Genomic DNA, 21527 nt, shown 5'->3' on the forward strand with positions numbered 1-21527 from the left:
TCAGCCCTGGACGGTCGATCCACGGACCATGAGCGTGCTCTCCAGGGTGACTTGTTGGGTCTCCAGGTCCTCGCCCGCGATGAGTCGCAGCAACTGTTCGGCGGCCCGCCGGCCCAGCAGTTCGCCGGGCAGGTTGACGCTGGTCAGGCCGGGGGAGCTGGTGGTCGAATAGGGCAGGTCATCAAAGCCTGTCACCGCGAGTTCGCCGGGAATCGAGATGCCGGCGGCCCGCGCTTCCTGCAGCACGCCATAGGCGTGGGTGTCGGTTGCGCAGACCACCGCGCTCACCCCCAGCTTTTTCCACTGCGGCCAGGCCTCGGCGAAGGCATTGGCGGCCAGGCCGACATTGATGGTCGCGGCGATCCGCGCTCCCTCGGGGACTTCCATGCCCAGGGCGCCCGCGGCCTCGAGGAAGGCGATGCGGCGAACCTCAAAGGTGGTGGTTCCGGTGGTGCCGTCGATGTAGGCCACCTTTTTGTGGCCGGTGGCGGCCAAGTGCTCGGCCAGGAGCCGTCCGCCCTGGGCGACATCGAGGTTCACGGCCGGGACCTCGGGCCCGAGGCCGGGGGCATCAAGCAGTACCAGGGGACCTGGCGCCGAAAGTTCCTCGAGGAAGGAGGGGTCCGGGGCGTCGACCAGGAGCCCTGCCGGGCGCAGGCCCAGCAGGCGGCGAGTGTCATCGGCGCTGGGCAGTTGGCCGGCATCGGTGACCGAGAGCAGCAGTTGGAATTCGGAGCCCAGCGCGGCGCGGACCCCGGCAATAACCGTGGCAAAGAAAGGGTTGGAGATGTCGGGCGCCACCATGATGACGGTATTGCTCACACCCCTGGCCAGCGAACTGCCGATCCCGTCGACCACGTAGCCAAGTTCCCGGATGGCCTCGCGGACCTTGGCCTCGTTCCCAGGCGAAACCCGGCCGCTGGCCTTGCCATTGGCAACCAGGGAAACCGTGGCCGTTGAGACCCCCGCGCGTTCTGCCACCATGGCGGCCGTGACCCGTCGCCGGTTGATTGCCGTGGCGCGCGGCTTTTGGGTCGAATGCATGACCTTAATCTTAGTCGAGCAGCAGCAGTCGGGACCCGTCGAAAGTCAAGCGTTTGACTAGGGCATATCCGCGGTCGTAGTTAAGCGTTTGACGTAAGCTGCCCCAGGGTGCCAGAATTTCGGGGAAACAGCATTTCCTTTCCGCGGCCGCAAACCCCGGTAAGTTATCCCCGAAGATGTGGAGAAAACCATGGGCGCACCCCTCGCTTCAACCGAACCGCGGAAGATCATCCTCGACTGCGATCCCGGGCACGACGACGCCGTTGCGATCCTGCTGGCACACGGCAGCCCCGCGATCGAACTGCTTGCCGTCACCACCGTGGTCGGCAACCAGACCCTGGCCAAGGTCACCAAGAACGCACTCGCGACCGGGACCATCGCCGGGATCACCGGGGTTCCCTTCGCCGCCGGCTGCGACCGCCCGCTGGTGCGCACCATCGAAAACGCGCCCGACATCCACGGCGAATCCGGCATGGACGGCCCCCTCCAGCCCGAATCCGCCATCGAGCTGGACCCCCGCCACGCCGTTGACCTAATCATCGACACGATCATGGCCCACGAGCCGGGCACCGTCACCCTGGTACCCACCGGCGGACTGACCAACATCGCCATGGCCGCCCGCAAGGAGCCGCGCATCGTCGAACGCGTGAAGGAAGTCGTGCTGATGGGCGGCGGCTACCACGTGGGCAACTGGAGCGCCGTGGCCGAATTCAACATCATCATCGACCCCGAGGCCGCGCACATCGTCTTCAACGAGAAGTGGCCTGTCGTCATGGTCGGACTCGACCTGACCCACCAGGCGCTGGCCACCGACGAGGTCGTCGCCCAGATCGAGGCAGTGGGCACCGGCCCGGCCAAGTTCGTGCGCGAACTCATGGACTTCTTCAAGGCAACCTACAAGGACGCCCAGGGCTTCGACTTCCCGCCGGTCCACGACCCCTGCGCCGTGGCGTACGTCATCGACCCGACCATCGTCACCACCCGCAAGGTGCCGGTGAACATCGAACTGACGGGCACCTTGACCCTGGGCATGACGGTGGCCGACTTCCGCGCCCCGGCCCCCGCCGACTGCCACACCTCCGTCGCCGTGGACCTTGACCACGAGCGCTTTTGGAACCTGGTGACCGACGCGCTGGTGCGCATCGGCGACGTTGAGCTCGCAAGCGCATGAGCACCCTGACCGAAAAAGCCACCGGCACCCGCGGCGGCGCCGCGGCGCTGACCGCCGCCCTGCTCACCGCCTGCGTGGCGTTCCAGCTCAATGCCTCCATGCTTAGCCCCGCGCTGGTCACCATGGGCGAGGAGCTGGGCACCGACCAGGCCGCCATCGGCCTGTCGCAGACCTGGTTCTTCACCACCGCTGCGCTGTTCTCCCTCTTCCTGCCCCGCCTTTCCGACGTGGTGGGCCGCAAGCGCATCCTGGTCATCATGATGCTGCTGACCGCCGTCGGCTCCGTCGTCGCGGCCCTGGCCCCGAACATCGAATGGCTCTTCGTCGGCCGCATCATCCAGGGCATCTCCGGTCCCACCGTCCCGCTCTGCCTGCTGATGCTGCGAAGCGCGGTGCCCAACCCGCGCCGCTACGGCACCCTCATGGGCCTGATCCTCGCCGTCAACGGCGGGGTCGCCGGTGTCGATTCCTTCCTCGGCGGCTACCTGGCCGAGAACCACGGATTCCGTTCCATCTTCTGGTTCATGGTGGTGCTGGCCGTCCTTGCAGCGGTTGCCGTGGCGCTGCTGACCCGCGAGTCCAAGCCGCAAGCCGGCACCAAGATGGACTGGCTCGGCGTGTTCTTCATCGTCGTTGCCGTCGGCGCCCTGCTGACCGCCCTGAACGAGGCCGCCAAACTGGTCAGTGGCATCGACCCGGCCACCGTGATCACCTCGCTGGTGCTGCTGGCCCTGGCCGCCGCCGCCTTCTACGGCTTCTGGGCCACCGAGAAGCGCGTGGCCGAGCCCATGGTGCAACTCGAGCACCTGCGCCAGCGCGCCACCTGGGCGCCGCTGCTGACCACGGTGCTGACCATGACCGGCATTTTCGCCGTCATCAACGGCATCGTCCCCGCCTACGTGCAGGCAGCGGGCCCCGGCTTCGGGGTCGGTCCCACCCAGACTGCGCTGCTGATCCTCACCCCCTACGCGTTGCTCGGATGGGTCTTCGGGCCCATCAGCGGACGCCTGGCCCCGGTGTGGGGCTATAACAAGGTGCTGCGCATCGGCATGATCGGCTCCGTCGCTGCGCTGCTGCTGATCGTGTTCTTCGGCATGGACTCGCTGCCCATGATGGTTGCCGGCACCGCGCTGCTGGGCATCATGTACGCGGGCACCGCCAACATCATGCTCAACGGCCTGGGCGTGGTGCTTTCGCCCAAGGGCAACCCCGGCTTCCTGCCGGGCATGAATGCGGGCGCCTTCAACCTGGGCGCCGGGCTGAGCTTCCTGGTGTTGCCCGCGGTGCTCGTGGGAACCTCGTCCCTGGGCGACCGCGCCTCCTACGTGACGGTGGTGGTGGTCGGCCTGGTCATCACCGTGGCGGCCTTCGCCGCCTCGTTGCTGATCCCCAAGCCCGTCGACGCAGAGGTGAAGTAGATGCAGACCCAAGCCCAGGGGCAAGAGCCCGGCCGGATCGTGGTGGTCGGCTCGCTGAACGCCGACCTGACCATCTACACCCAGCGCCTGCCGTCCCCGGGGGAGACCCTGCACGGCGAGGGCTTCACCGTGAACCCCGGCGGCAAGAGCGCCAACCAGGCCGTGGCCGCCGGCCGCCTGGGCGGCAACGTGTCCCTGGTGGGCGCCGTGGGCCGGGACGCCAACGGGCAGATGCTGCTTGACTCCTGCGCCGCGGCCAACGTGGATGTCAGCCAGGTGCGCCGTGCCGACGGCGTGGAGACCGGGGTCGCCGTGGTCACCGTGGATGCGCACGGGGAGAACAGCATCGTCATTTCCGCCGGAGCCAACGGGACCCTGTCCCCGGCCGACGTCGAGGCCGCCGGCTCCGCCTTCGATGGCGCCGCAGTGCTCTGCCTGTGCCTGGAGGTCGGCGTGGACACCGTAGAGGCAGCGGCCCGCGCCGGTGCCGAGGCCGGCGCGACGGTGCTGCTGAACCTGTCCCCGTACGCCCCGATCCCGGCCAGCCTGGCAAGGCTCTCCAATGTGTTGCTGGTCAACGCGCACGAAGCCTCGCAGTTCCTGGACGGGGAGCAAATCCCGGATCCCGACGCCGAGACCTCGGCCTGGGAGCCGGTGCTGGAGCTCCTGGTGGCACGGGGGCTGCCAAGCGCCGTGGTGACCCTCGGTGCCCAGGGCTCCGTGGTGCTGGACTCGACCGCGGCAGCGCAGAAACGCATTGTCCGCATCCATCCCACCCGCGTGGACGCGGTGGACACCACCGGTGCCGGCGACGCCTTTACCGGCGGGCTTGCCGCACGCCTGGCCGCCGGAGACGCGCTGGCCGACGCGGCAGCCTTTGCCTCGGTGGGCGCCGCACTGGCAGCCACCAAGAAGGGCACGCAGGCCGCCTACCCGGATGCTGCCGCGGTCAACGCCAGGCTGAAGGGCTAGGGGGTTCCCGGTTCGTCCCCGATCCCCGGGGGACAAACCCGGGTTCATTCAACGCCAGATCCCTCCCGGACCTTTCCCCGGGAGGGATCTGGCGTTCGAGCGTTGCGGCAGGTGCTCAGTCCAGGGACAACATCGTCGGTTCACCTTGGTTCGGATACGTCAGGGTGAAGGTGACCGGACGCCCCGCTCCGCCACATTTGAGGGGCCCGAGCAACCCGACAGCAGCAGTGCTGCCGTCAGGATTCCGGCGAACCAGCCACCGGACCTGGTGGCCTTCATCGCTGCACCCGATCTTCCCGCCCTACTCAGCGCAACGGAGTTGCCCCGTCGCCCAGAGTGATGGTGTCGCGCTCTCGCACTCCCTCGAAGCTGTACTCGCCCCAACGTACCGACTGCGACTGCTCGTGATCCACGGCATTCCAGTCCCAGCCGAGCACGGCGGGGGAGTCGGCGCCGCATTGCGGCGGGTAGGACTCCATGACGGTCGTGCAGAACACCGGCCCGTTCCCGTTGTCCAACACCATGCCGGCGAAAGACCTCTCGGCGGCAGGTGAAAGCGCGATGAGCAGCGCGAGTACCGCAAGCACGAGTGCCACCGGTGTCATGAGATATCGTTCCGGCTTGGATCGGGAGATCGCATTCATCACCACGCCGAGGGCGAGGTAGGCGAACACGACCCAGATGCCAATCCGGGAGAAGCCTTCCGGAAAAACGTCCAGCATCCCGGCACGGTCCAGGGCGAGCACCGCGATGAATCCGTAGACCAGGATGGAGAACGCAGAGGCGATCCGGAAGCCGGTCGGCAGTGTTCCGGGGTGTTGCCCGCCCCACGCGAACCGTCCCCACGGCGCCCCACCGGCCAAGGCAAGCTGGAAGAGAACCAACAGGACAAGCACGGCGACGAAAACGACGGCGGTGGTCATGGACGGAAGCCTACTCTGCTCCGGCGAACAGCGGATGTCGGGTGGCAGGCGGAGATCTCCACGGGCGTTCCCCAAGGGCACGAAGCAGGAAATAAGCGGGTACTGGCACGGATGTTGCGCGTCATGCCCGCGGCGTACCGTTGCAGCCATGATCGACCCCACTGACGTGCCCCGGCGCAGTGCCCGCTACGGAAGCCTCGCGCCGCACCTACCTTTTCGCACTCAAGGACGCCGGCGGCACGGTCCCGCCGGAATTGGGCGTGGCCCGCCGGATCGCTGATCGGGGACACCGTGTCGTGATGCTCGCCGATGATTCCATGGAGGATCAGGCAACCGGAACAGGAGTCACCTTCCGCTCTTGGAGCGAGCTACCGGAAGGCGGCGGTGCAGCTCGGCGGGGCAATCGAGCGCGACGCCGCCAACGGCGCACTCCTGCTTGACGAGGTGGAATGGTGATTCCCAGTGGCGGATCGGGCGCGCGTTGGACGACGATGTGCCAGCCGATTTGTATTTCTCGTACAAAGATGCGACAGTTAAAGGTCCCCTTGAGGTTTGCCAGAAGAGCGTGAGCAGCGGAATTTTCCGCACGGCCGCTCGTATAGCAGTGCAAACACTTGGGCGGAACGGACAGTTGGGCCGGGATGAATTTGTCAGGGCCGGATGCAGCGCTGAAGGTAGCGACAGCAAATCCCCCGTACCCACGCTCTGCAGCCTGAACCGAAAACGGGCCGCGCGATTCGATGCTGCACGCCTGCCAGAAATCTTTGCTGACAGGCCTCTGCACGTCGCTTCGGATGTCGATTGCACGTTGGAGTTGGCCGGTCAGTGGACCGGTGGATCAACGAGGATTGTTCGAAATTCGGCATGCCCTTCCATCGAGGTGGAGTGCATGCAATAGCACCACTAGGAATGTGCCAACTGTTCGACGCCTCCCGGCGTCGAACACGGCGCGCCCGGCGGTGAATAAAGCGCGGCACGCCCGTCGATCTGCCGCCCTGTCGTGAATGACCGACCACTATGACACCAGGTCATGAAGAGCTGGTCATTGCGGCCTTCACGATGATTCGGCCTACTATGTGCGCTGTCCTTCGCCATGGTCGCGCGCTACCGGAAGGCCCACATGCGGCATCAGGAACCAACCGCAGACCACAGAGGAATCTGGCTGGCACGAGAATGAATTGTCCTGGTCTATGAATAGGGAAACGGGGGCGTCTGCCATTGATTTGGCCGGTGCGCCCGTTTGTCGTTGGTCCGGCCGAGCGAAGAACTGGGGATCAAGCAGCCGGGCCGGGATGCCCGAACCAGCGACCCGGTCCGTGATGACCATGGCCTCGCGGCACCCCAACTACCCCCACCCATTTCCGGCGCCCCTCGATCCTGCCAGGGTATCCGGGAGGTTTGCTGCCGGGTGCCAGTCACCGCAAATACTGACCGCCTCACCGAGCCAGCCAACGGTTCGGCGCATCGAAGGCGCAAAGTGGCCCAAATGTGACGCGATCACCGACTAAAGTGGCGCGAATGACACGAAGCAACGCGTGTGTGTCACACATCTTCAGGAAGGGCAGCCGTGCACGATCGGATCCAATACCCCAAGTTTCTCGACCTTCGAATGCCGGCCGAACAGGCCGCGGCCTTGGTCAAGCCCGGCATGACGGTGGCCATGAGCGGCTTCACCGGCGCCGGCTACCCGAAAGCCGTCCCGGGAGCGCTCGCCGCCCTCATGGAAAAGGAACAGGCCTCGGGGAATCCGTTCAAGATCAACGTGCTCACCGGGGCTTCGACGGCCCCGGAGCTTGACGGGGTGCTCGCCCGGGCCGGGGGCATGGATCTGCGCCTGCCCTACATGTCGGATCCGGAGCTGCGCCGGCGCATCAACGACGGCGAGATGGAATACATGGACATCCACCTCTCCCACGTGGCCCAGCACGCCTGGTTCGGCTTCTACGGCAAGATCGACCTGGCGATCATCGAGGTGGTGGGCATCAAGGAGGACGGCAGCCTGATCCCGTCCTCTTCGGTGGGCAACAACAAGACCTGGCTGGACATGGCCGACAAGGTCATCATCGAGGTCAACAGCCAGCAGTCCGCCGCCATGGAGGGCATGCACGACATCTACTACGGCACCGCGCTGCCGCCGCACCGCAAGCCCATCGAGATGACCACCGCCGACCAGCGCATCGGCGAGCCCTACCTGCGCGTGGACCCGGCCAAGATCGTCGCCGTGGTTGAAACCAACGCCCCTGACCGGCTGAGCCCCTTTGCCCCGGTCGATGCGACCAGCACGCAGATCGCCGACCACCTGCTGGACTTCCTTGACCACGAGATCAGGGCGGGGCGCCTGACCGACAAGCTGCTGCCGCTGCAATCGGGCGTGGGAAACATCGCCAATGCGGTGCTCGCCGGGCTGGCGCGCGGAGGCTACGAGGGCCTGCAGGCCTACACCGAGGTCATCCAGGACGGCATGCTGTCCCTCCTCAAGGACGGGACCCTGGGCTTCGCCTCGGCAACCTCCTTCTCTCTGTCCTCCGACGGCATCGACGAGTTCAACAGGCACGTGGACTTCTACCGCGAGCGCATCCTGCTGCGCCCGCAGGAAATCTCCAACCACCCCGAGCTCGTGCGCCGGCTGGGCTGCATCGCCCTGAACGGGATGATCGAGGCCGACATCTACGGCAACGTGAATTCCACCAATGTGGTCGGCTCGCACGTCATGAACGGCATCGGCGGCTCGGGCGACTTCGCCCGCAATGGCTACCTCTCGGTGTTCATGTCACCGTCGGTCGCCAAGGGCGGCAAGATCTCCGGCATCGTGCCGATGGCCAGCCACGTGGACCATACTGAGCACGACACCATGATCCTGATTACCGAACAGGGACTGGCCGACCTGCGCGGGCTCTCGCCCAAGCAGCGTGCCCAGGTGGTCATCGACAAGTGCGCGGCACCGGCATACCGCCCTATGCTGCAGGACTACTTCGACCGCGCCAAAATGGGCAGCTACGGCAAGCACACACCGCACCTGCTCGGAGAGTCGTTGTCCTGGCACCAGCGCTACATCGACACCGGCGACATGCGTCCGGCAGCGGCGGAAGCATAGGGTCCGGCAACCCAGTGGAGCCCGTTTTGCACGCCTTTGGGGTGGGCAAAACGGGCTCCATGCTTTATGCGGGCACGGGGTTTCCCTGGTCGGGGCCAAAACCAAGCGGCTCTGCCCGGTTCAGGCCTTGGGGAAGCACGGTGTTCGGCTGGGCCGGGACCAGCGGGGTCAATCCCATGCCGGTGCGGTGCCAAGAGGACTCCGTGGATACCCAGATCGTCATGGGCAGTCCGGTGAAGTAACCGGTGTATTCGCGTTCGCGCGCCCATCGGGACGAGCGCTCGTAGTAGCCCCATGAAGCCTGGTTGCGGTTGTCGATCACGGTGATCGGGGTGCCACCCATGGACAATGCGTAGGTCAGCCGTGATTCGGCCATGTACTGGCGGATGCCCAGCCTGCGATAGGCGGGGTGCACGAACATGCCACCAAGCTCCATGGGGCGCGGTGCCTGGGTCGGTGCGGTGACGGAATTGTGTACGATTCCGAGGCCAACCCGGATACCCTCGTGCAGCGCGGTGACCACAAACAGGGCATGGTCCATGCGTTCGTGCCAGCGCGCGTCAGGGTTCAGGGCGAGCGCGGAGAGGGCATCGCGTTCGATGCCGGTGGGCGCGGAGTAAGACAGGGAATACTCGATGTTGGGAAGCACTGGGAGCGGTCCTCTAAGCAAAAAGAGAGCGAACGAAAGAAGGGGTTCCCGGAATTACGCCGGGCCGGTTCTTTGGCCGGTAGGGGACCGCTGCCGGCGGTTCCCGGCAGCTTCCTTGTAGGGCCCAGTTTGGGCGTCGAAGAAGTCGACAGTGAAATTATTACCTGCCGAAAGCCATGTTGTAAATACGGCTTGGGCGCGACGCGCCGGTTGCCCCGAAACGTCCTCCGCACGGCGTGGTTTCAAGCGTCGAAAATCACCGCGATTCCGGGGGTTTTGACGGGTTCGCTGAGTGGTTCGTTCGCCAGCATTTCACCTGTGTATTTGATGCCCGGGCGTGGCGCGAAAACCGAAGGCTTGCAGCCGGTGGGGCGAGCGGGTCGCAGGTCGGGGAGCGCCGTTGGATTTGATGTCGATTTGGCGTGCACCGCGGTGCTCGGCTAATCTTGCTAGGTACTCCTTTGGGAGACGCAGCGCGGTTCTTTAGCTCAGTTGGTTAGAGCGCTCGCTTCACACGCGAGAGGTCAGCAGTTCGAGTCTGCTAAGAACCACCAACGGAAAAGAACCCCCGGAAAACCGGGGGTTCTTTTCGTTAAGCATGGTGCGCGCTTCCGCGGGAAGCCACGGCCCCCTACTTTGCCTCGAGCATCTCCAGGACCAGGGGCTTGACCTTGGTCCCCAGCAATTCGATGCTTCGCATCATGGTCTCGTGCGGCAACGAGCCGGCAGAGTATTTGATGTCGGCACGCGAAAGGCCAAGCCCGCTCGCAAAGCGGACAATCTTCTGGGCCACGGTCTCCGGGCTGCCGGCCAGCAGCGAACCGTCGCGGCCCGCCGAGGCCTCGAAACGCATGCGGCTCGCCGGCGGCCAGCCGCGCTCGGAGCCCAACCGGTCCATGGTGAGCTTGTAGTGCGGCCACAGCTGGTCCAGTGCCTCTTGGTCGCTGTCGGCCACCAGGCCGTGGAAGTGCGCACCGATGCGCTGGGGCTGGTGTCCGAATTCCTCTAGCGATCGCTTGTAGAGCCGGGTCAGCGGCTCGAAGGCCATGGGCTGCCCGCCAATGATGGCCAGGAACAGCGGCAGGCCGTGCCGTGCCGCACGGACTACCGATTCGGGGCTGCCGCCCACGCCCACCCAGGCGTCCAGGGTGCCGTTTTCAATCGGCGGGTAGACCGACTGGTTCCGCAGCGCGGAGCGGGTCTGGCCGGACCAGCTGACAGGTTCGCCCTTGCGCAGCTTGGCGAAGAGCGCGAGCTTCTCCTCGAAGAGCAGCTCATAGTCGGAAAGCTCGTAACCAAAGAGCGGGAAGGACTCGATGAAGGAGCCGCGCCCCAGGATGACCTCTGCACGTCCGTTGGACAGGCCATCGACGGTTGCAAAGCGTTCGTAGACGCGCACCGGGTCATCCGAGCTCAGCACGGTTACGGCGGATCCCAGCTTGATCCTTTCGGTCACCGAGGCGATGGCGCCCAAGACCACCTCGGGGGCGGAGACCGAGTAGTCGTCGCGGTGGTGTTCGCCCACCCCAAAGAAGTCGAGTCCGGCGGCCTCGGCGGCCTTGGCCTCGGCGACCACGTTGCGCAGGACCTGGGCCGGGTGGAGCGGTTGGCCATTGGCGTCGTCGGTGATGTCGCCGAAGGTCTCGATGCCGATCTCGAATTGCTGTGTATTCGCGGTGGATTCACTCATGATTTCCCGTGTTTCTCCTGTCGTGAGTTATATGCGTTTGCATTCATTGTGGCTCAACTCCGGAATCCTTGCGGATATTCCCGGGGTCCGGCGTCGCACTGTGTCCAATCAGTCAAATGTGAGTTGCGTGGCCAGTGGATCAATGGGCCATAAGGCGGCGGTATGGTGGGTGAAGCAAGCGCAAACGACAGGAGGAAGCGTGTCTTCAGGTAAGGGGCCGGACGCCACCGCCCCGGCGTCACCGGGCGAGGATCCCAACCCGCAGGTCTCAAGCATTCGCCGTGTCGAAGCGGGGGAAATGACCCATATCGCCCAGGCCCTGAAGGACGCTGCCGCGCACGCCAAGAACTCCCCGCTGTTCCCCCACCTTGACACGCCGGCAACCGGCAAACCGGCAACCGGCACGCCGACCGTCGCTCCGACGCCCACGAAGCCCGTCCCCAAACAGGCGGGCAAGCCGTCGGGAAGGCCAGCCGCCAAGCGGGTCGGGGGTCCCAGGCCGCCCAAGACGCCCAAGCCTGCCAAGCCCACGAAGCGGCCGCGGCCCACCACGCTGGCCCAGGACGCCATCAACGCCAAGACCGGCCAGGTCGGCATCACCTCCACGGGTGCCCCGGCGCTGCCGCCGCGCGCGAACCCTGCAGCCAAGCGCATGATTTCGCGTTTGCTGGCCTCCGACACCCCTCCCACCCAGGCGTTCAACATCGTCGAGCGGCTCAAGGGAACCCCCTATGCCAACCCGAAGGTCAACGCCGCACAGGACGCCTCGGCGCGCAAGACCCTGGAATTTGCCCTGGACCTTGCTGAAACCATGTTCCGCTACGGTGCCGGCGCCCTGGAAGTGGAAACCAGCGTCATTGCCGTGACCGCGGCCCTCGGGCTCAGCTACACGGACGTCGACATCACCAACCAGTCGATCCACTTGAACTTTTCCCCGCCGGAGGGTGAGTCGTTTTCGATGCTGCGCGTGGTGCGCTCCTGGACCAACAACTTTGCCGGATTGGCGGAGGTGCATCGATTGGTTTCCGACATCGTCTCCGGAGGCGTGACCCGGCAACAGTCGGTGGACCGGCTGCGGGAGATCTCGCGTCGGCCCAAGCCCTTCCCGCGCTGGATGATCGGCTCGGCCGCCGGTGCCTTTGCTGCCTTCTTCGTGATCTTCATCGGCGGCTCCCTGCCCGGGGCGATCCTGGCCTTCGTCTCCTCGTTGGCTGTCGGACAGATCATCAAGTATGCGGCACGCTGGCGTGTGCCCGAATTTTTCTCGATTGCCACCGCAAGCTTTGTCGTCACGGCCATCGCGGTGCTCTTCCACGCCCTGAATGCGCCCATGGACGCGGCGTTGGTGGTCGCCGGCGGCATCCTGCTGTTGTTGCCCTCGGCCCGGTTTGTCTCCGCCCTGCAGGATGCCATCAACGGGTTCCCCGTCACCGCCGCCGGACGGTTCTTCTCCGCCGCACTGACCTATGCCGCGATCCTGACGGGGATCATGACGGCACTGGTCGGCGGCGAGCTACTGGGCGCCCCGGAGCTGGACGTGCGGGTCATCGACACGATTTCCTATCCCGGCTGGTTGCTGGCGGCCTTGGTCGTTGCGGCGGTCATCATGGGCGCGATCACCGAGCAATCGGAACCCAAGCTCCTGCTGCCCACCGGCGGCATCGCCCTGCTCGGCTACCTGATCCTGCTGGGGATCCAGGCCCTGGGCGTGGGAGACCGGGCCGCGCCGGCCGTCGCGGCGACCTTCGTCGGCCTGGCCGGGCGCTGGGTGGCCTACAAGATGGGTGCTCCGCAGCTGGTGCTGGCCGCCCCCGCCATCGTGTTCCTGCTGCCCGGGTTGATGATCTTCCGTTCCATGTACGGGATCGTCTTTGACGTCGACGACATGAACTCGGCCATCGTGCAGATGTTCACCGCGTTCACCATCATGATGGCGATTGCCGGGGGTGTGGTCTTCGGCGACACCATCGCCCGCCCGCTGATCGGTGCCGAGGTGCTGGCGGAGCGCCGAAACATCCGCCGCCGCTAGCCGCGCGGGACCACCAGAGGCAGTGCCCAGTCGATGGGCGCGCCGCCAGCCTGCACCAACAGCGCGTTTGCCCGGGTGAAGGGCCTGGAGCCGAAAAACCCGTGCCGCGCCGAAAGGGGCGAGGGATGGGCCGAGGCAATGATGGGGATCGAGCCCAGCGCCGGCGCCAGCGCCTGGGCGTCCTTGCCCCACAGGATCGCCACCAGCGGCCCCCCGCGTGCCGCCAGCGCCGCCATGGCGGCATCGGTGACGGACTCCCAGCCAAGCCGTCGGTGCGAACCCGCGGCACCCGCAGCCACCGTCAACACCCGGTTCAACAGCATCACGCCCTGGTTTGCCCAGGCGGAGAGGTCGCCGTGTGCCGGGATCGGCAGGCCGGTGTCCTCGTGCAGCTCGAGGTAGATGTTCTTCAGGCTGCGTGGCAACGGGCGCACCTGGGGCAGGGCGGAAAAGCTCAGCCCCATGGAATGGCCGGGCGTGGGGTAAGGGTCCTGGCCCATGACCAACACCCGGGCCTCGGCCAACGGGCGGCTGAAGGCGCGCAGGATGTTCGGCGGTGCGGGCAGGATGCGCTCGCCGGAGGCGCGCCTGGCTTCGAGTTCCCTGGCGAGGGACACCAGCTTTCCCTCCACCGGGGCAAGCGCCTCTGCCCAGTCGGCGGCAACGAATCCGCCGTCCACCGCCTCGGCGAGTCCTTGGCCGAAGGGGAAAACAGTGGTGTCGGGTTGCGGCTCGGGGAGCTCGAAGAGCGGCGTCTCATGGGTGTCCATGACATACATTGTGGGCAGATGCCAAGCCGAGAGGGCAAACGGTTTGCGGGGGCAACACGTTAGAATAGTTACGGTTGGGGCAGATTGCCCGGTAGTTCACCGTAAACCGGGAACCGGATAGTTGAGGGAAGTGCAATGTCATCCGAGGCACTTGAGCTCGAGTTTGAGCTCGACGAATCCAGCGGGCTGGACGAGCGTTCCCAGCGGATTCTCGCGCTGGAACGCCAGTGGTGGAAGTATGCCGGGGCCAAGGAACAAGCCATCTCCGAGCTGTTTTCCATCTCGCCAACCAACTACTACCAATTGTTGAACACACTCATCGACACGGACGCAGCGCTGGCCCATGACCCCATGCTGGTCAAGCGATTGCGTAGACTACGAACGACGAGGCATCGCGCTCGGTCGGCGAAACGGCTCGGACCCGAGGCATGATTGCAACGCACGTCTGGCGTTTCGGGGCCCGGCCGCGCTTGTATTCCTGCAGCCGCGCATGCCCACATTGCAAGCCAGATCACCGAGGACGGGCATGACCAACTATCCGCGCGATGAATTTGATCGCGTCCCAGAGTTCAGCAACCGTAGCGGCTCGCACCGCGAAAACGGCTGGGCTTCCGCCGCGTCCGTGGGCGGGGCTCGATCCGGCTTGCGTTGGCTGATGGTCTTTGGGGCGATTGCACTGGTGGTGGGACTTTTCTCCTTCATGGTCCTGCCCAAGCTCACGGGCGCCACGACCGACCCGGCACCGGTTGCCGCCAGCTCCTCGGGCACCCAGGACGCCGCGGACTCCTCAGAGTCCACATCGGCAGACGAAGCCAGCGAAACGCCCGCAGAGAGCGAATCGGCGGACGAGGCTAGCGAATCCACGGAAGCCAGCTCCTCCACCGAGGCCAGCGAAAGCGGTCTGGCGGAAGACGCTGACACCTCCATGGCAATGGGCGTCTACAACGGTGCAAAGGTCGGCGGCCTTGCCGGCAAGGCGCGCACGGAGTTGCAGGATGCCGGGTTCAGCAATGTCGCGGCATCGAACTGGACCAAGAAAGTCAACTATTCCACGGTCTATTACCGCGCCGAGACCCATCGGGCCACCGCGGAGGCCGCGGCCGACGCCTTGGGCATCACCTCGGTCATGCAGAGCGCAAACATCCCGGGCAATATCGCCATCGTGCTGGGAAGCAACTACAACTAGCCGCACTGGCGCCGCAATACGCTTACGGCAAAGACCCACAGCTTGCACTCCGAGTGGTTGAGTGCCAAGATTTGTATTAGCACTCGCACGTCCCGACTGCTAATTCGATCGGAGTTTCGAGCGGATACATGCAGCCTTGGGGCGGTGTTTGAGTGAGTCCTTGACCAGGGCAGCGAGAAGCTTTTGCGATCGTCCCATGACATCGTGGATTCTTCGTCCGTCGCGGGCGTTGCCTCAGGTCGTAGATACGCATGAACGTCCCGAAAGGACATAAGCCGCTATGGCCAAAATCATTGCATTTGACGAGGAAGCACGCCGCGGCCTTGAGCGCGGCCTGAACATCCTGGCCGACGCCGTCAAGGTCACCCTTGGCCCGCGTGGTCGCAACGTCGTTCTGGAAAAGAAGTGGGGCGCCCCCACGATCACCAACGACGGTGTCTCCATTGCCAAGGAGATCGAGCTCGAGGATCCGTACGAGAAGATCGGTGCGGAACTCGTCAAGGAAGTTGCCAAGAAGACCGATGACGTCGCAGGCGACGGCACCACCACCGCAACCGTCCTGGCACAGGCACTGGTCAAGGAAGGCCTGCGCAACGTTGCCGCCGGCGCCGACCCGCTGTCCCTGAAGCGCGGCATCGAGAAGGCCGTCGAGGCCGTCACCGTTGAGCTCTTGGCTTCCGCCAAGGAAATCGAAACCAAGGAAGAGATCGCCGCCACCGCATCGATCTCCGCCGGCGACAACGAAATCGGCGCCCTGATCGCCGAGGCACTGGACAAGGTCGGCAAGGAAGGTGTCATCACCGTCGAGGAGTCGAACACCTTCGGACTCGAGCTTGAGCTCACCGAGGGCATGCGCTTCGACAAGGGCTACATCTCGGCCTACTTCGTCACCGACAACGAGCGTCAGGAAACGGTCCTTGAGGATCCGTACATCCTGATCGTCAACTCGAAGATCACCAACGTCAAGGACATGGTTTCGATCCTTGAGAAGGTCATGCAGTCGAACAAGCCGCTGCTGATCATCGCCGAGGACATCGAGGGCGAAGCCCTTGCCACCCTGATCGTGAACAAGATCCGTGGCCTGTTCAAGTCCGTCGCCGTCAAGGCACCGGGCTTCGGCGACCGCCGCAAGGCCATGCTGGCCGACATCGCCATCCTCACCGGTGGCCAGGTCATCTCCGAGGAAATCGGCCTGAAGCTCGAAAACGCCACCATCGACCTGCTGGGCTCCGCCCGCAAGGTCGTTGTCACCAAGGACGAGACCACCATCGTCGAGGGTGCAGGCGACGCCGAGGAGATCGCCGGTCGCGTGAACCAGATTCGCGCCGAGATCGAGAACTCCGATTCGGACTACGACCGCGAGAAGCTGCAGGAACGTCTGGCCAAGCTGGCCGGCGGCGTTGCAGTCATCAAGGCCGGTGCCGCTACCGAGGTCGAGCTCAAGGAACGCAAGCACCGCATCGAAGATGCAGTGCGCAACGCCAAGGCTGCCGTTGAAGAAGGCATCGTTGCCGGTGGCGGCGTGGCCCTCATCCAGGCTGGCGCTGCAGCATTCGCCAAGCTGGAATTGACCGGCGACGAAGCAACCGGTGCGAACATCGTCCGCGTTGCCATCGAGGCTCCGCTGAAGCAGATCGCCTTCAACGCCGGCATGGAGCCGGGCGTTGTCGCCGACAAGGTCAAGGGCCTGCCTGCCGGTCACGGCCTGAACGCAGCCACCGGCGTCTACGAGGACCTCCTCGCAGCCGGCGTGAACGACCCGGTAAAGGTTACGCGCTCTGCCCTGCAGAACGCCGCTTCCATTGCCGGCCTGTTCCTGACCACCGAAGCCGTTGTCGCTGACAAGCCGGTTCCGGCCGGCGCAGCAGCACCGGGTGGCGACGACATGGGTGGCATGGGCGGCATGGGCGGATTCTAATCCCTCCTGTTTCACCACGCCCCGCGCGTTAGCAGTACCTGGCACTAAACCGTGAGCCGCTTTCCCACGGTGTCCCGTTCCCCCTCGGGGAGGATGGGACACCGCATGGAAGGCGGCTCGCGGCGTTAACGGGCTCCTGACGCCCGGACCGCCATGCGCCGGTTACGCCTTCAGGCATGGGGGGGGATTGCTTGCGGCGGACTAGCATGGAGCCGTGACCCACATCGAAGTGCCGCTGGTCGGCGGGAACGCCGCCGGTGAGGTGGTGCGCGTCGGTTCCACAGTGCGCAAGCCCTGGCTAGAAAGCACGCCATCGGTTCACAGGTTCATGGCCCACCTCCGTGAGCATGGGCTGTCCGAGGTCCCACGGCCATTGGGCCGGGATAGGCAAGGCCGGCAAATTACGGAATTTGTTTCCGGTGCCCCAGCGCCCCACGACCGGCCCCTGGCGCAGAAACCCCTGGAAGAAGCAGGGGACCTGATACGCCGGATCCATGACGCCTCCGCAAGCTTCAAGCGATCCACGGACGACTGCTGGTCCACCCTGATCCAGGCACCCCGTGAGGACCTGATCTGCCACAACGACCTGGCACCCTGGAACCTGGTTGGCGGGGACCGCCGGGCCTTCATCGACTGGGACGGTGCGGGGCCAAGCACGCGTCTCTGGGATCTGGCCTATGCTGCCCAGTCGCTTGCCTTTCTTGTCTCCGGTGAGGATCCAGACCAGGCCGCGGCGCGGTTGCGGACGTTGGTCGTAAACGGTTACCGGGCCGATGCCGATCTGCGCGCCAAGCTGCCGGCGGCAATGGGCGAACGCACCGAAGCGATGTACGGCTTTCTTCGCGACGCCCATCTCAAGGACGTCCAGCCGTGGGGCCGGATGTTCGCCAGCGGGCATGGCCGGCATTGGGCCGATGCCGCCAGGTTCGTGAGGAAACACGAAGCGCTCTGGGCGTCTTCCCTTGCGCTTTAGGGCCAGGCAGCCGAAGCCTATGGGGCGAGGGCTTCCAGGTCCTTAAGCTCAGCCACGAGGTTGGCCCGAGCGGCTTCTTCCCACAACGCCCGGCCCCTGTCACTGGAGTAGAGCGAGCCGCCGGCCAGCAATGCGCGCAGGATCGCTGAACGCCCGCGGGCAAAATCGGCGTCAGGCACGTGGGCGTACTCGCGGCGCACGGCCACGGTGTATCGCCGGTAGGCGGCCGCCGGACGGGCCAGGACCTCCAGGTCCGCGTCGCAGAGCAGGGCCCCGGCGACATCGCCGGGTGCGGGCTTGTGCGTCTTGGTCAGCAGGACCAGGCGCACGACCTCGTCCACCACGGATGAGCCGATGCCTTGGTCCGGTAAGCGTGCCGCGGCCAGCGCGGCAGATTCATCTTCATCGGTTGCCGTGCCGCGGTACACCGCGTCGTGGAACCAAGCCGCCAGATACACCGACAGGTGTGACTGCGCGGAGGCGGCCCCGCCCGTCAGGGCGTCCAGGGCCGTCAGGACCGCCAGCAGGTGTGCCCTGTCGTGGTAGACGCGCTGCTCTTGGCTCCAGCACCCCAGCAGTTCGCGGCCCAAGCCCGGGTCATTGAGGCCCAAGTTGTCCCAGCGCGCGAGCAGCACCGCGTCGAGGCGCTCGGGCCGTTCCTTGGCCCGCACGCGCAACCCCGAGGCTATGAGCCGCCGCACCAGCTCGGTGGCCGGGAGCGGGACGGCCCCGGCCGCGACCAGGTCGTCGTAGCGCTTTTGCGGCACGTCATAGTGGTCGCGGTCGAAGGCGCGCTCGGGCAGGCCCTGTTCCCTGGCAAATTCGTGCAATTCGTCCAGCGACGCATCGGAGACCAAATGCGAAAAGAGCGTTCCGTGGGCCGGCCAGAACGGGGGATCAATGAGGATGGACACGTCCCCAGACTAATACGCCTGCACACCCCGTCCCGGCAAGTGGCCTTGGAAAGGTCAGTACGTGAACAGGGAGGCGTTGGCGGCTTCCGCCTCGTCGTATTGCACAGAGGCCCGGTTCAGCGCGGTGCCGATGGAGGAGAGGGATTCCTCGACGCGTGCCTGGGTGTTGCGCCAGTCGGCCACCACGGACTGGAAGTTGGTCGAGGCCGCTCCCTGCCAGGTGCCCTGGAGGTCCTGCAGCGAGGAGGTCAGCGAGTTCACCTCCGCCCGCACGCGCTCGATGGTGGCATGCAGGTTCATGGACCGGGCCTGCATTTCGTTGGTGTTGGCGGCAAAGGTGCTCATGATTGGCTTCACTCCCGTGCAATGGCTGTTTGGCACCGGGCCTTGGGACGCAATGGCAATGGCGCAAGCGGCCCGGCGGGAGGCGCGCCATGGATGGATGCACGCCTCCGAGTTCAGGCTAGGGCCCCTGTCCCGCCGCGACCCCGTGGTCGCGACGGGGTGTGGACAACTCCGCGGCCGATGGGTCAGTCGTCCTCATCCTCGGCCGGGTCGTCCTCGGGTTTGACGTAGGGCAGGTGGATCGACATGGTGGCCCCGCCGCCGGGGGTCTCGCTGAGTCGAATGGAGCCGTCATGCTGCGCGGCAATCGCCGCGACAATGGCCAACCCCAGCCCGGTGCCGCCGGTCTCGCGCTGGCGCGAGGAATCGGCGCGGTAGAACCGCTCAAACACCCGTCCCGCATCCTCCTCGGAAATCCCCGGGCCGTGGTCGCGGATTTCCAGCACCGCATCGGACCTTCCGTCGATGACCGGCTTGACGCCCACGGCGATCTCGATGTCGCTGCCCTCGGGGGTGTAGCGCAGCGCGTTGGTCATCAGGTTCGCCACCACCTGCCGCAGCCGGGCCTCGTCCCCGGAAGTGGGTGCAGGTTGCGGGGCCCCGCCATCCAGGCCGATCAGGCGCACCTTGCGGTTCACGGCATTGACCCGGGTGTCCTCGGCGGCGTCACCGGCCAGCAGGAGCAAATCGATGGGCTTGCGGTCCAGCGGGCGCTGCTCGTCGAGCCGCGCCAGGGTCAGCAGGTCCTCGACGAGCTGGGCCATGCGCTTGGACTCGGCCTCGATGCGCCCCATGGCGGTGCGCAGCATTTCCGGGTCGTTGAGCCCGCCCTGCCGGTAGAACTCGGAGTACCCCTGGATGGTCACCAACGGGGTGCGCAGTTCGTGGGAGGCGTCCTGGACGAATCTTCGCATCTTGCGTTCGGAAGCGGCACGCCCGCGGAAGGCGTGTTCGATGTGCGCCAACATGGCGTTGAGCGAGCGCGAGAGCCGCCCGACCTCGGTCTCCGGAGGGTAGTCCTCCACGCGGCGGGACAGGTCCCCGGCGGCAATGGCCGCCGCCGTGCGTTCAACGCGCAGCAACGGCAGCAGCGCCCGGGTGGTGATCCCGTAGGCGATCATCGACATCAGCAGCGTGGCCAGCATTCCGGTGGACATCACCAGCATCGTTGCCTTGGTGACGGTGTCCTGCACCGAGGTCATCGGCAGGGCATAGATGAGGTCGTAGTCGGTGCGCGGTAGGTCCACGATGCGCACCCGCCACCCGGCGGAGCCCAGGGTGCTGCCGGGCACCGAGAGCGAGGCTGCGGGGTCCTCCCGCAAGCGCTCGATGACCTGCGCATCGACAGCCGGGGCATCCAGCGGCTTGTTGTCCGGCGCGGCACGGCGCGGCATGGTGTAGAGGATTTCGGCCGATTCGTTGCGCAGATCCCCGTAGAAACGGGCGAGCCCGTTGGACTTGGGGTTGATATTGGCAATGCCCGCATAGTCATTGAGCATGGTGGCAGTGATCGTAGCGCTGTTGGACCTCAGGTCAGTGTCCAGCTGCGCGGTGAGCATCAGCCGCAGCGACTGGGCAGAGCCGACGGCCGTGACCACGATCCCCAGGATCATCAGGGAGCTCATGAGCGCCACGAGCTTGGTCCGCAACGACACCTGTCGCCAGAATCTGCGGGCACTTTCCACGTGTGGGAACCGGCCTTTCGTCTTAGCGGCGGTCGGCGGTGCGCATGAGGTACCCGACGCCGCGCTTGGTCTGGATCAGCGAGGGCCACTCGGCGCGGGAATCGATCTTGCGGCGCAGATAGGAAATGTAGGACTCCACGATGGAAGCGTCCCCGTTGAAGTCGTATTCCCATACGTGGTCAAGGATCTGTGCCTTGGACAGCACCCGGTTGGGATTCATCATCAGGTAGCGCAACAACTTGAATTCGGTGGGCGAAAGCTCGATGACCTCGCCGGAGCGGCGGACCTCGTGCGCGTCGTCATCCAGCTCGAGGTCATCCACCCGGATGATAGCGCTGTCTTCCTCGGCCGGCTGGGTACGCCGGAGCACGGCACGGATGCGGGCGACCACCTCGTCGAGGCTGAAGGGCTTGGTGACGTAGTCGTCCCCGCCGACGGTCAACCCGGTGACCTTGTCCTCGGTGTCGTCGCGTGCGGTGAGGAAAAGGACCGGGAAGTGCTTGCCCGCGGCGCGCAGCCTGCGGGTGATGGTGAATCCGTCCATGTCCGGGAGCATCACGTCGAGCACCGCCAGATCGGGGGTGTCGGCCTCCACGGCTGCCAGGGCCTCGCGGCCGTTCGCCGCGGCAACCACCTCGAAGCCCGCGAAACGCAGGGAGGTGGAGAGCAATTCGCGGATGTTCGGTTCGTCGTCGACGACCAGGAGCTTCGCTTCGGGGGTTTTGGCATTCATGGGTACCAGTCTG

Annotated in this window: 18 protein-coding genes and 1 tRNA gene; 10 read left to right on the forward strand and 9 right to left on the reverse strand. The window is 65.7% G+C overall.

Annotated elements, in window-relative coordinates; all coding sequences use genetic code 11:
- On the reverse strand, positions 1 to 1044 hold the full coding sequence (locus ABD687_RS16790; protein WP_264268547.1) for a LacI family DNA-binding transcriptional regulator: 1044 nt from the start codon (positions 1042 to 1044) through the stop codon (positions 1 to 3).
- 190 nt (positions 1045 to 1234) lie between these two features.
- Here ABD687_RS16790 and uriH point away from each other — a divergent pair, with 190 nt between their 5' ends.
- From uriH to ABD687_RS16805, 3 genes are read left to right on the forward strand one after another with little or no spacing between them, the layout of a single operon-like run.
- A complete protein-coding gene (gene uriH / locus ABD687_RS16795; RefSeq protein WP_264268546.1) occupies positions 1235 to 2215 on the forward strand; it encodes a uridine-preferring nucleoside hydrolase UriH in 981 nt (326 codons plus the stop codon).
- On the forward strand, positions 2212 to 3633 hold the full coding sequence (uriT, locus tag ABD687_RS16800) for a uridine transporter UriT (protein WP_310289517.1): 1422 nt from the start codon (positions 2212 to 2214) through the stop codon (positions 3631 to 3633). Before uriH ends, uriT begins: the two co-directional genes overlap by 4 nt.
- The gene (locus ABD687_RS16805; RefSeq protein WP_310289515.1) at positions 3634 to 4605 is read left to right on the forward strand and encodes a ribokinase; all 972 of its coding nucleotides are present in this window, start codon (positions 3634 to 3636) and stop codon (positions 4603 to 4605) included. It begins immediately after the preceding gene.
- Between the two features lie 305 nt (positions 4606 to 4910).
- Here the strand turns inward: ABD687_RS16805 and ABD687_RS16810 are convergent, their stop codons facing one another.
- Positions 4911 to 5528, reverse strand: a complete 618-nt coding sequence (locus ABD687_RS16810) for a hypothetical protein (RefSeq protein WP_310289512.1) — start codon at positions 5526 to 5528, stop codon at positions 4911 to 4913.
- Positions 5529 to 7095: 1567 nt separating this feature from the next.
- Between ABD687_RS16810 and scpC the strand changes: the two genes are divergently transcribed.
- Positions 7096 to 8622: a succinyl-CoA:acetate CoA-transferase ScpC gene (gene scpC / locus ABD687_RS16815; RefSeq protein WP_486348398.1), complete on the forward strand. Its 1527-nt coding sequence runs from the start codon at positions 7096 to 7098 to the stop codon at positions 8620 to 8622.
- Positions 8623 to 8686: 64 nt separating this feature from the next.
- Here scpC and ABD687_RS16820 read toward each other — a convergent pair whose 3' ends face one another.
- Positions 8687 to 9271 carry a GNAT family N-acetyltransferase gene (locus ABD687_RS16820; RefSeq protein ID WP_310289511.1) on the reverse strand — a complete coding sequence of 195 codons (585 nt, stop codon included), beginning with the start codon at positions 9269 to 9271 and terminating at the stop codon, positions 8687 to 8689.
- 477 nt (positions 9272 to 9748) lie between these two features.
- Between ABD687_RS16820 and ABD687_RS16825 the strand changes: the two genes are divergently transcribed.
- A tRNA-Val gene (locus ABD687_RS16825) sits at positions 9749 to 9825 on the forward strand.
- Between the two features lie 77 nt (positions 9826 to 9902).
- Here ABD687_RS16825 and ABD687_RS16830 read toward each other — a convergent pair.
- Positions 9903 to 10961, reverse strand: coding sequence for an LLM class flavin-dependent oxidoreductase (locus ABD687_RS16830; RefSeq protein ID WP_264268542.1), 1059 nt, complete (start codon positions 10959 to 10961; stop codon positions 9903 to 9905).
- A gap of 199 nt (positions 10962 to 11160) precedes the next feature.
- Here ABD687_RS16830 and ABD687_RS16835 point away from each other — a divergent pair, with 199 nt between their 5' ends.
- Complete coding sequence (locus ABD687_RS16835; protein ID WP_310289508.1) at positions 11161 to 12990, forward strand: threonine/serine exporter family protein; 1830 nt, start codon at positions 11161 to 11163, stop codon at positions 12988 to 12990.
- On the opposite strand, the gene ABD687_RS16840 is transcribed toward ABD687_RS16835, so the two are convergent.
- Complete coding sequence (locus ABD687_RS16840; RefSeq protein WP_310289506.1) at positions 12987 to 13760, reverse strand: uracil-DNA glycosylase; 774 nt, start codon at positions 13758 to 13760, stop codon at positions 12987 to 12989. The two genes, ABD687_RS16835 and ABD687_RS16840, sit on opposite strands and share 4 nt — an antisense overlap.
- A gap of 135 nt (positions 13761 to 13895) precedes the next feature.
- Here ABD687_RS16840 and ABD687_RS16845 point away from each other — a divergent pair, with 135 nt between their 5' ends.
- From ABD687_RS16845 to ABD687_RS16860, 4 genes are all read left to right on the forward strand, one after another.
- Positions 13896 to 14192: a DUF3263 domain-containing protein gene (locus ABD687_RS16845; RefSeq protein ID WP_264268539.1), complete on the forward strand. Its 297-nt coding sequence runs from the start codon at positions 13896 to 13898 to the stop codon at positions 14190 to 14192.
- A gap of 94 nt (positions 14193 to 14286) precedes the next feature.
- Entirely contained in the window at positions 14287 to 14946 is a 660-nt protein-coding gene (locus ABD687_RS16850) for a LytR C-terminal domain-containing protein (RefSeq protein ID WP_264268538.1), read from the forward strand.
- A gap of 280 nt (positions 14947 to 15226) precedes the next feature.
- The gene (gene groL / locus ABD687_RS16855; protein ID WP_264268537.1) at positions 15227 to 16864 is read left to right on the forward strand and encodes a chaperonin GroEL; all 1638 of its coding nucleotides are present in this window, start codon (positions 15227 to 15229) and stop codon (positions 16862 to 16864) included.
- 214 nt (positions 16865 to 17078) lie between these two features.
- Positions 17079 to 17837 carry a phosphotransferase gene (locus ABD687_RS16860; protein WP_310289503.1) on the forward strand — a complete coding sequence of 253 codons (759 nt, stop codon included), beginning with the start codon at positions 17079 to 17081 and terminating at the stop codon, positions 17835 to 17837.
- Between the two features lie 17 nt (positions 17838 to 17854).
- Here ABD687_RS16860 and ABD687_RS16865 read toward each other — a convergent pair whose 3' ends face one another.
- From ABD687_RS16865 to ABD687_RS16880, 4 genes are all read right to left on the reverse strand, one after another.
- Positions 17855 to 18751: a DUF4031 domain-containing protein gene (locus ABD687_RS16865; RefSeq protein ID WP_264268535.1), complete on the reverse strand. Its 897-nt coding sequence runs from the start codon at positions 18749 to 18751 to the stop codon at positions 17855 to 17857.
- A 54-nt stretch (positions 18752 to 18805) separates the two neighbouring features.
- Positions 18806 to 19096: a WXG100 family type VII secretion target gene (locus tag ABD687_RS16870; RefSeq protein WP_264268534.1), complete on the reverse strand. Its 291-nt coding sequence runs from the start codon at positions 19094 to 19096 to the stop codon at positions 18806 to 18808.
- Between the two features lie 185 nt (positions 19097 to 19281).
- Positions 19282 to 20751, reverse strand: a complete 1470-nt coding sequence (locus tag ABD687_RS16875; RefSeq protein ID WP_310289501.1) for a sensor histidine kinase — start codon at positions 20749 to 20751, stop codon at positions 19282 to 19284.
- A gap of 52 nt (positions 20752 to 20803) precedes the next feature.
- A complete protein-coding gene (locus ABD687_RS16880; RefSeq protein WP_217388348.1) occupies positions 20804 to 21514 on the reverse strand; it encodes a response regulator transcription factor in 711 nt (236 codons plus the stop codon).
- Between the last annotated feature and the right edge of the window lie 13 nt (positions 21515 to 21527).

This window comes from Paeniglutamicibacter sulfureus (assembly GCF_039535115.1).
Lineage (GTDB): Bacteria > Actinomycetota > Actinomycetes > Actinomycetales > Micrococcaceae > Paeniglutamicibacter > Paeniglutamicibacter sulfureus.

What these genes read in the sequence shown, in the direction of transcription:
- ABD687_RS16790 (WP_264268547.1), bottom strand. Translation starts at nt 1,044, where the DNA reads ATGCATTCGACCCAAAAGCCGCGCGCCACGGCAATCAACCGGCGACGG.
- uriH (WP_264268546.1), top strand. Translation starts at nt 1,235, where the DNA reads ATGGGCGCACCCCTCGCTTCAACCGAACCGCGGAAGATCATCCTCGAC.
- uriT (WP_310289517.1), top strand. Translation starts at nt 2,212, where the DNA reads ATGAGCACCCTGACCGAAAAAGCCACCGGCACCCGCGGCGGCGCCGCG.
- ABD687_RS16805 (WP_310289515.1), top strand. Translation starts at nt 3,634, where the DNA reads ATGCAGACCCAAGCCCAGGGGCAAGAGCCCGGCCGGATCGTGGTGGTC.
- ABD687_RS16810 (WP_310289512.1), bottom strand. Translation starts at nt 5,528, where the DNA reads ATGACCACCGCCGTCGTTTTCGTCGCCGTGCTTGTCCTGTTGGTTCTC.
- ABD687_RS16830 (WP_264268542.1), bottom strand. Translation starts at nt 10,961, where the DNA reads ATGAGTGAATCCACCGCGAATACACAGCAATTCGAGATCGGCATCGAG.
- ABD687_RS16840 (WP_310289506.1), bottom strand. Translation starts at nt 13,760, where the DNA reads ATGGACACCCATGAGACGCCGCTCTTCGAGCTCCCCGAGCCGCAACCC.
- ABD687_RS16845 (WP_264268539.1), top strand. Translation starts at nt 13,896, where the DNA reads ATGTCATCCGAGGCACTTGAGCTCGAGTTTGAGCTCGACGAATCCAGC.
- ABD687_RS16850 (WP_264268538.1), top strand. Translation starts at nt 14,287, where the DNA reads ATGACCAACTATCCGCGCGATGAATTTGATCGCGTCCCAGAGTTCAGC.
- groL (WP_264268537.1), top strand. Translation starts at nt 15,227, where the DNA reads ATGGCCAAAATCATTGCATTTGACGAGGAAGCACGCCGCGGCCTTGAG.
- ABD687_RS16870 (WP_264268534.1), bottom strand. Translation starts at nt 19,096, where the DNA reads ATGAGCACCTTTGCCGCCAACACCAACGAAATGCAGGCCCGGTCCATG.
- ABD687_RS16880 (WP_217388348.1), bottom strand. Translation starts at nt 21,514, where the DNA reads ATGAATGCCAAAACCCCCGAAGCGAAGCTCCTGGTCGTCGACGACGAA.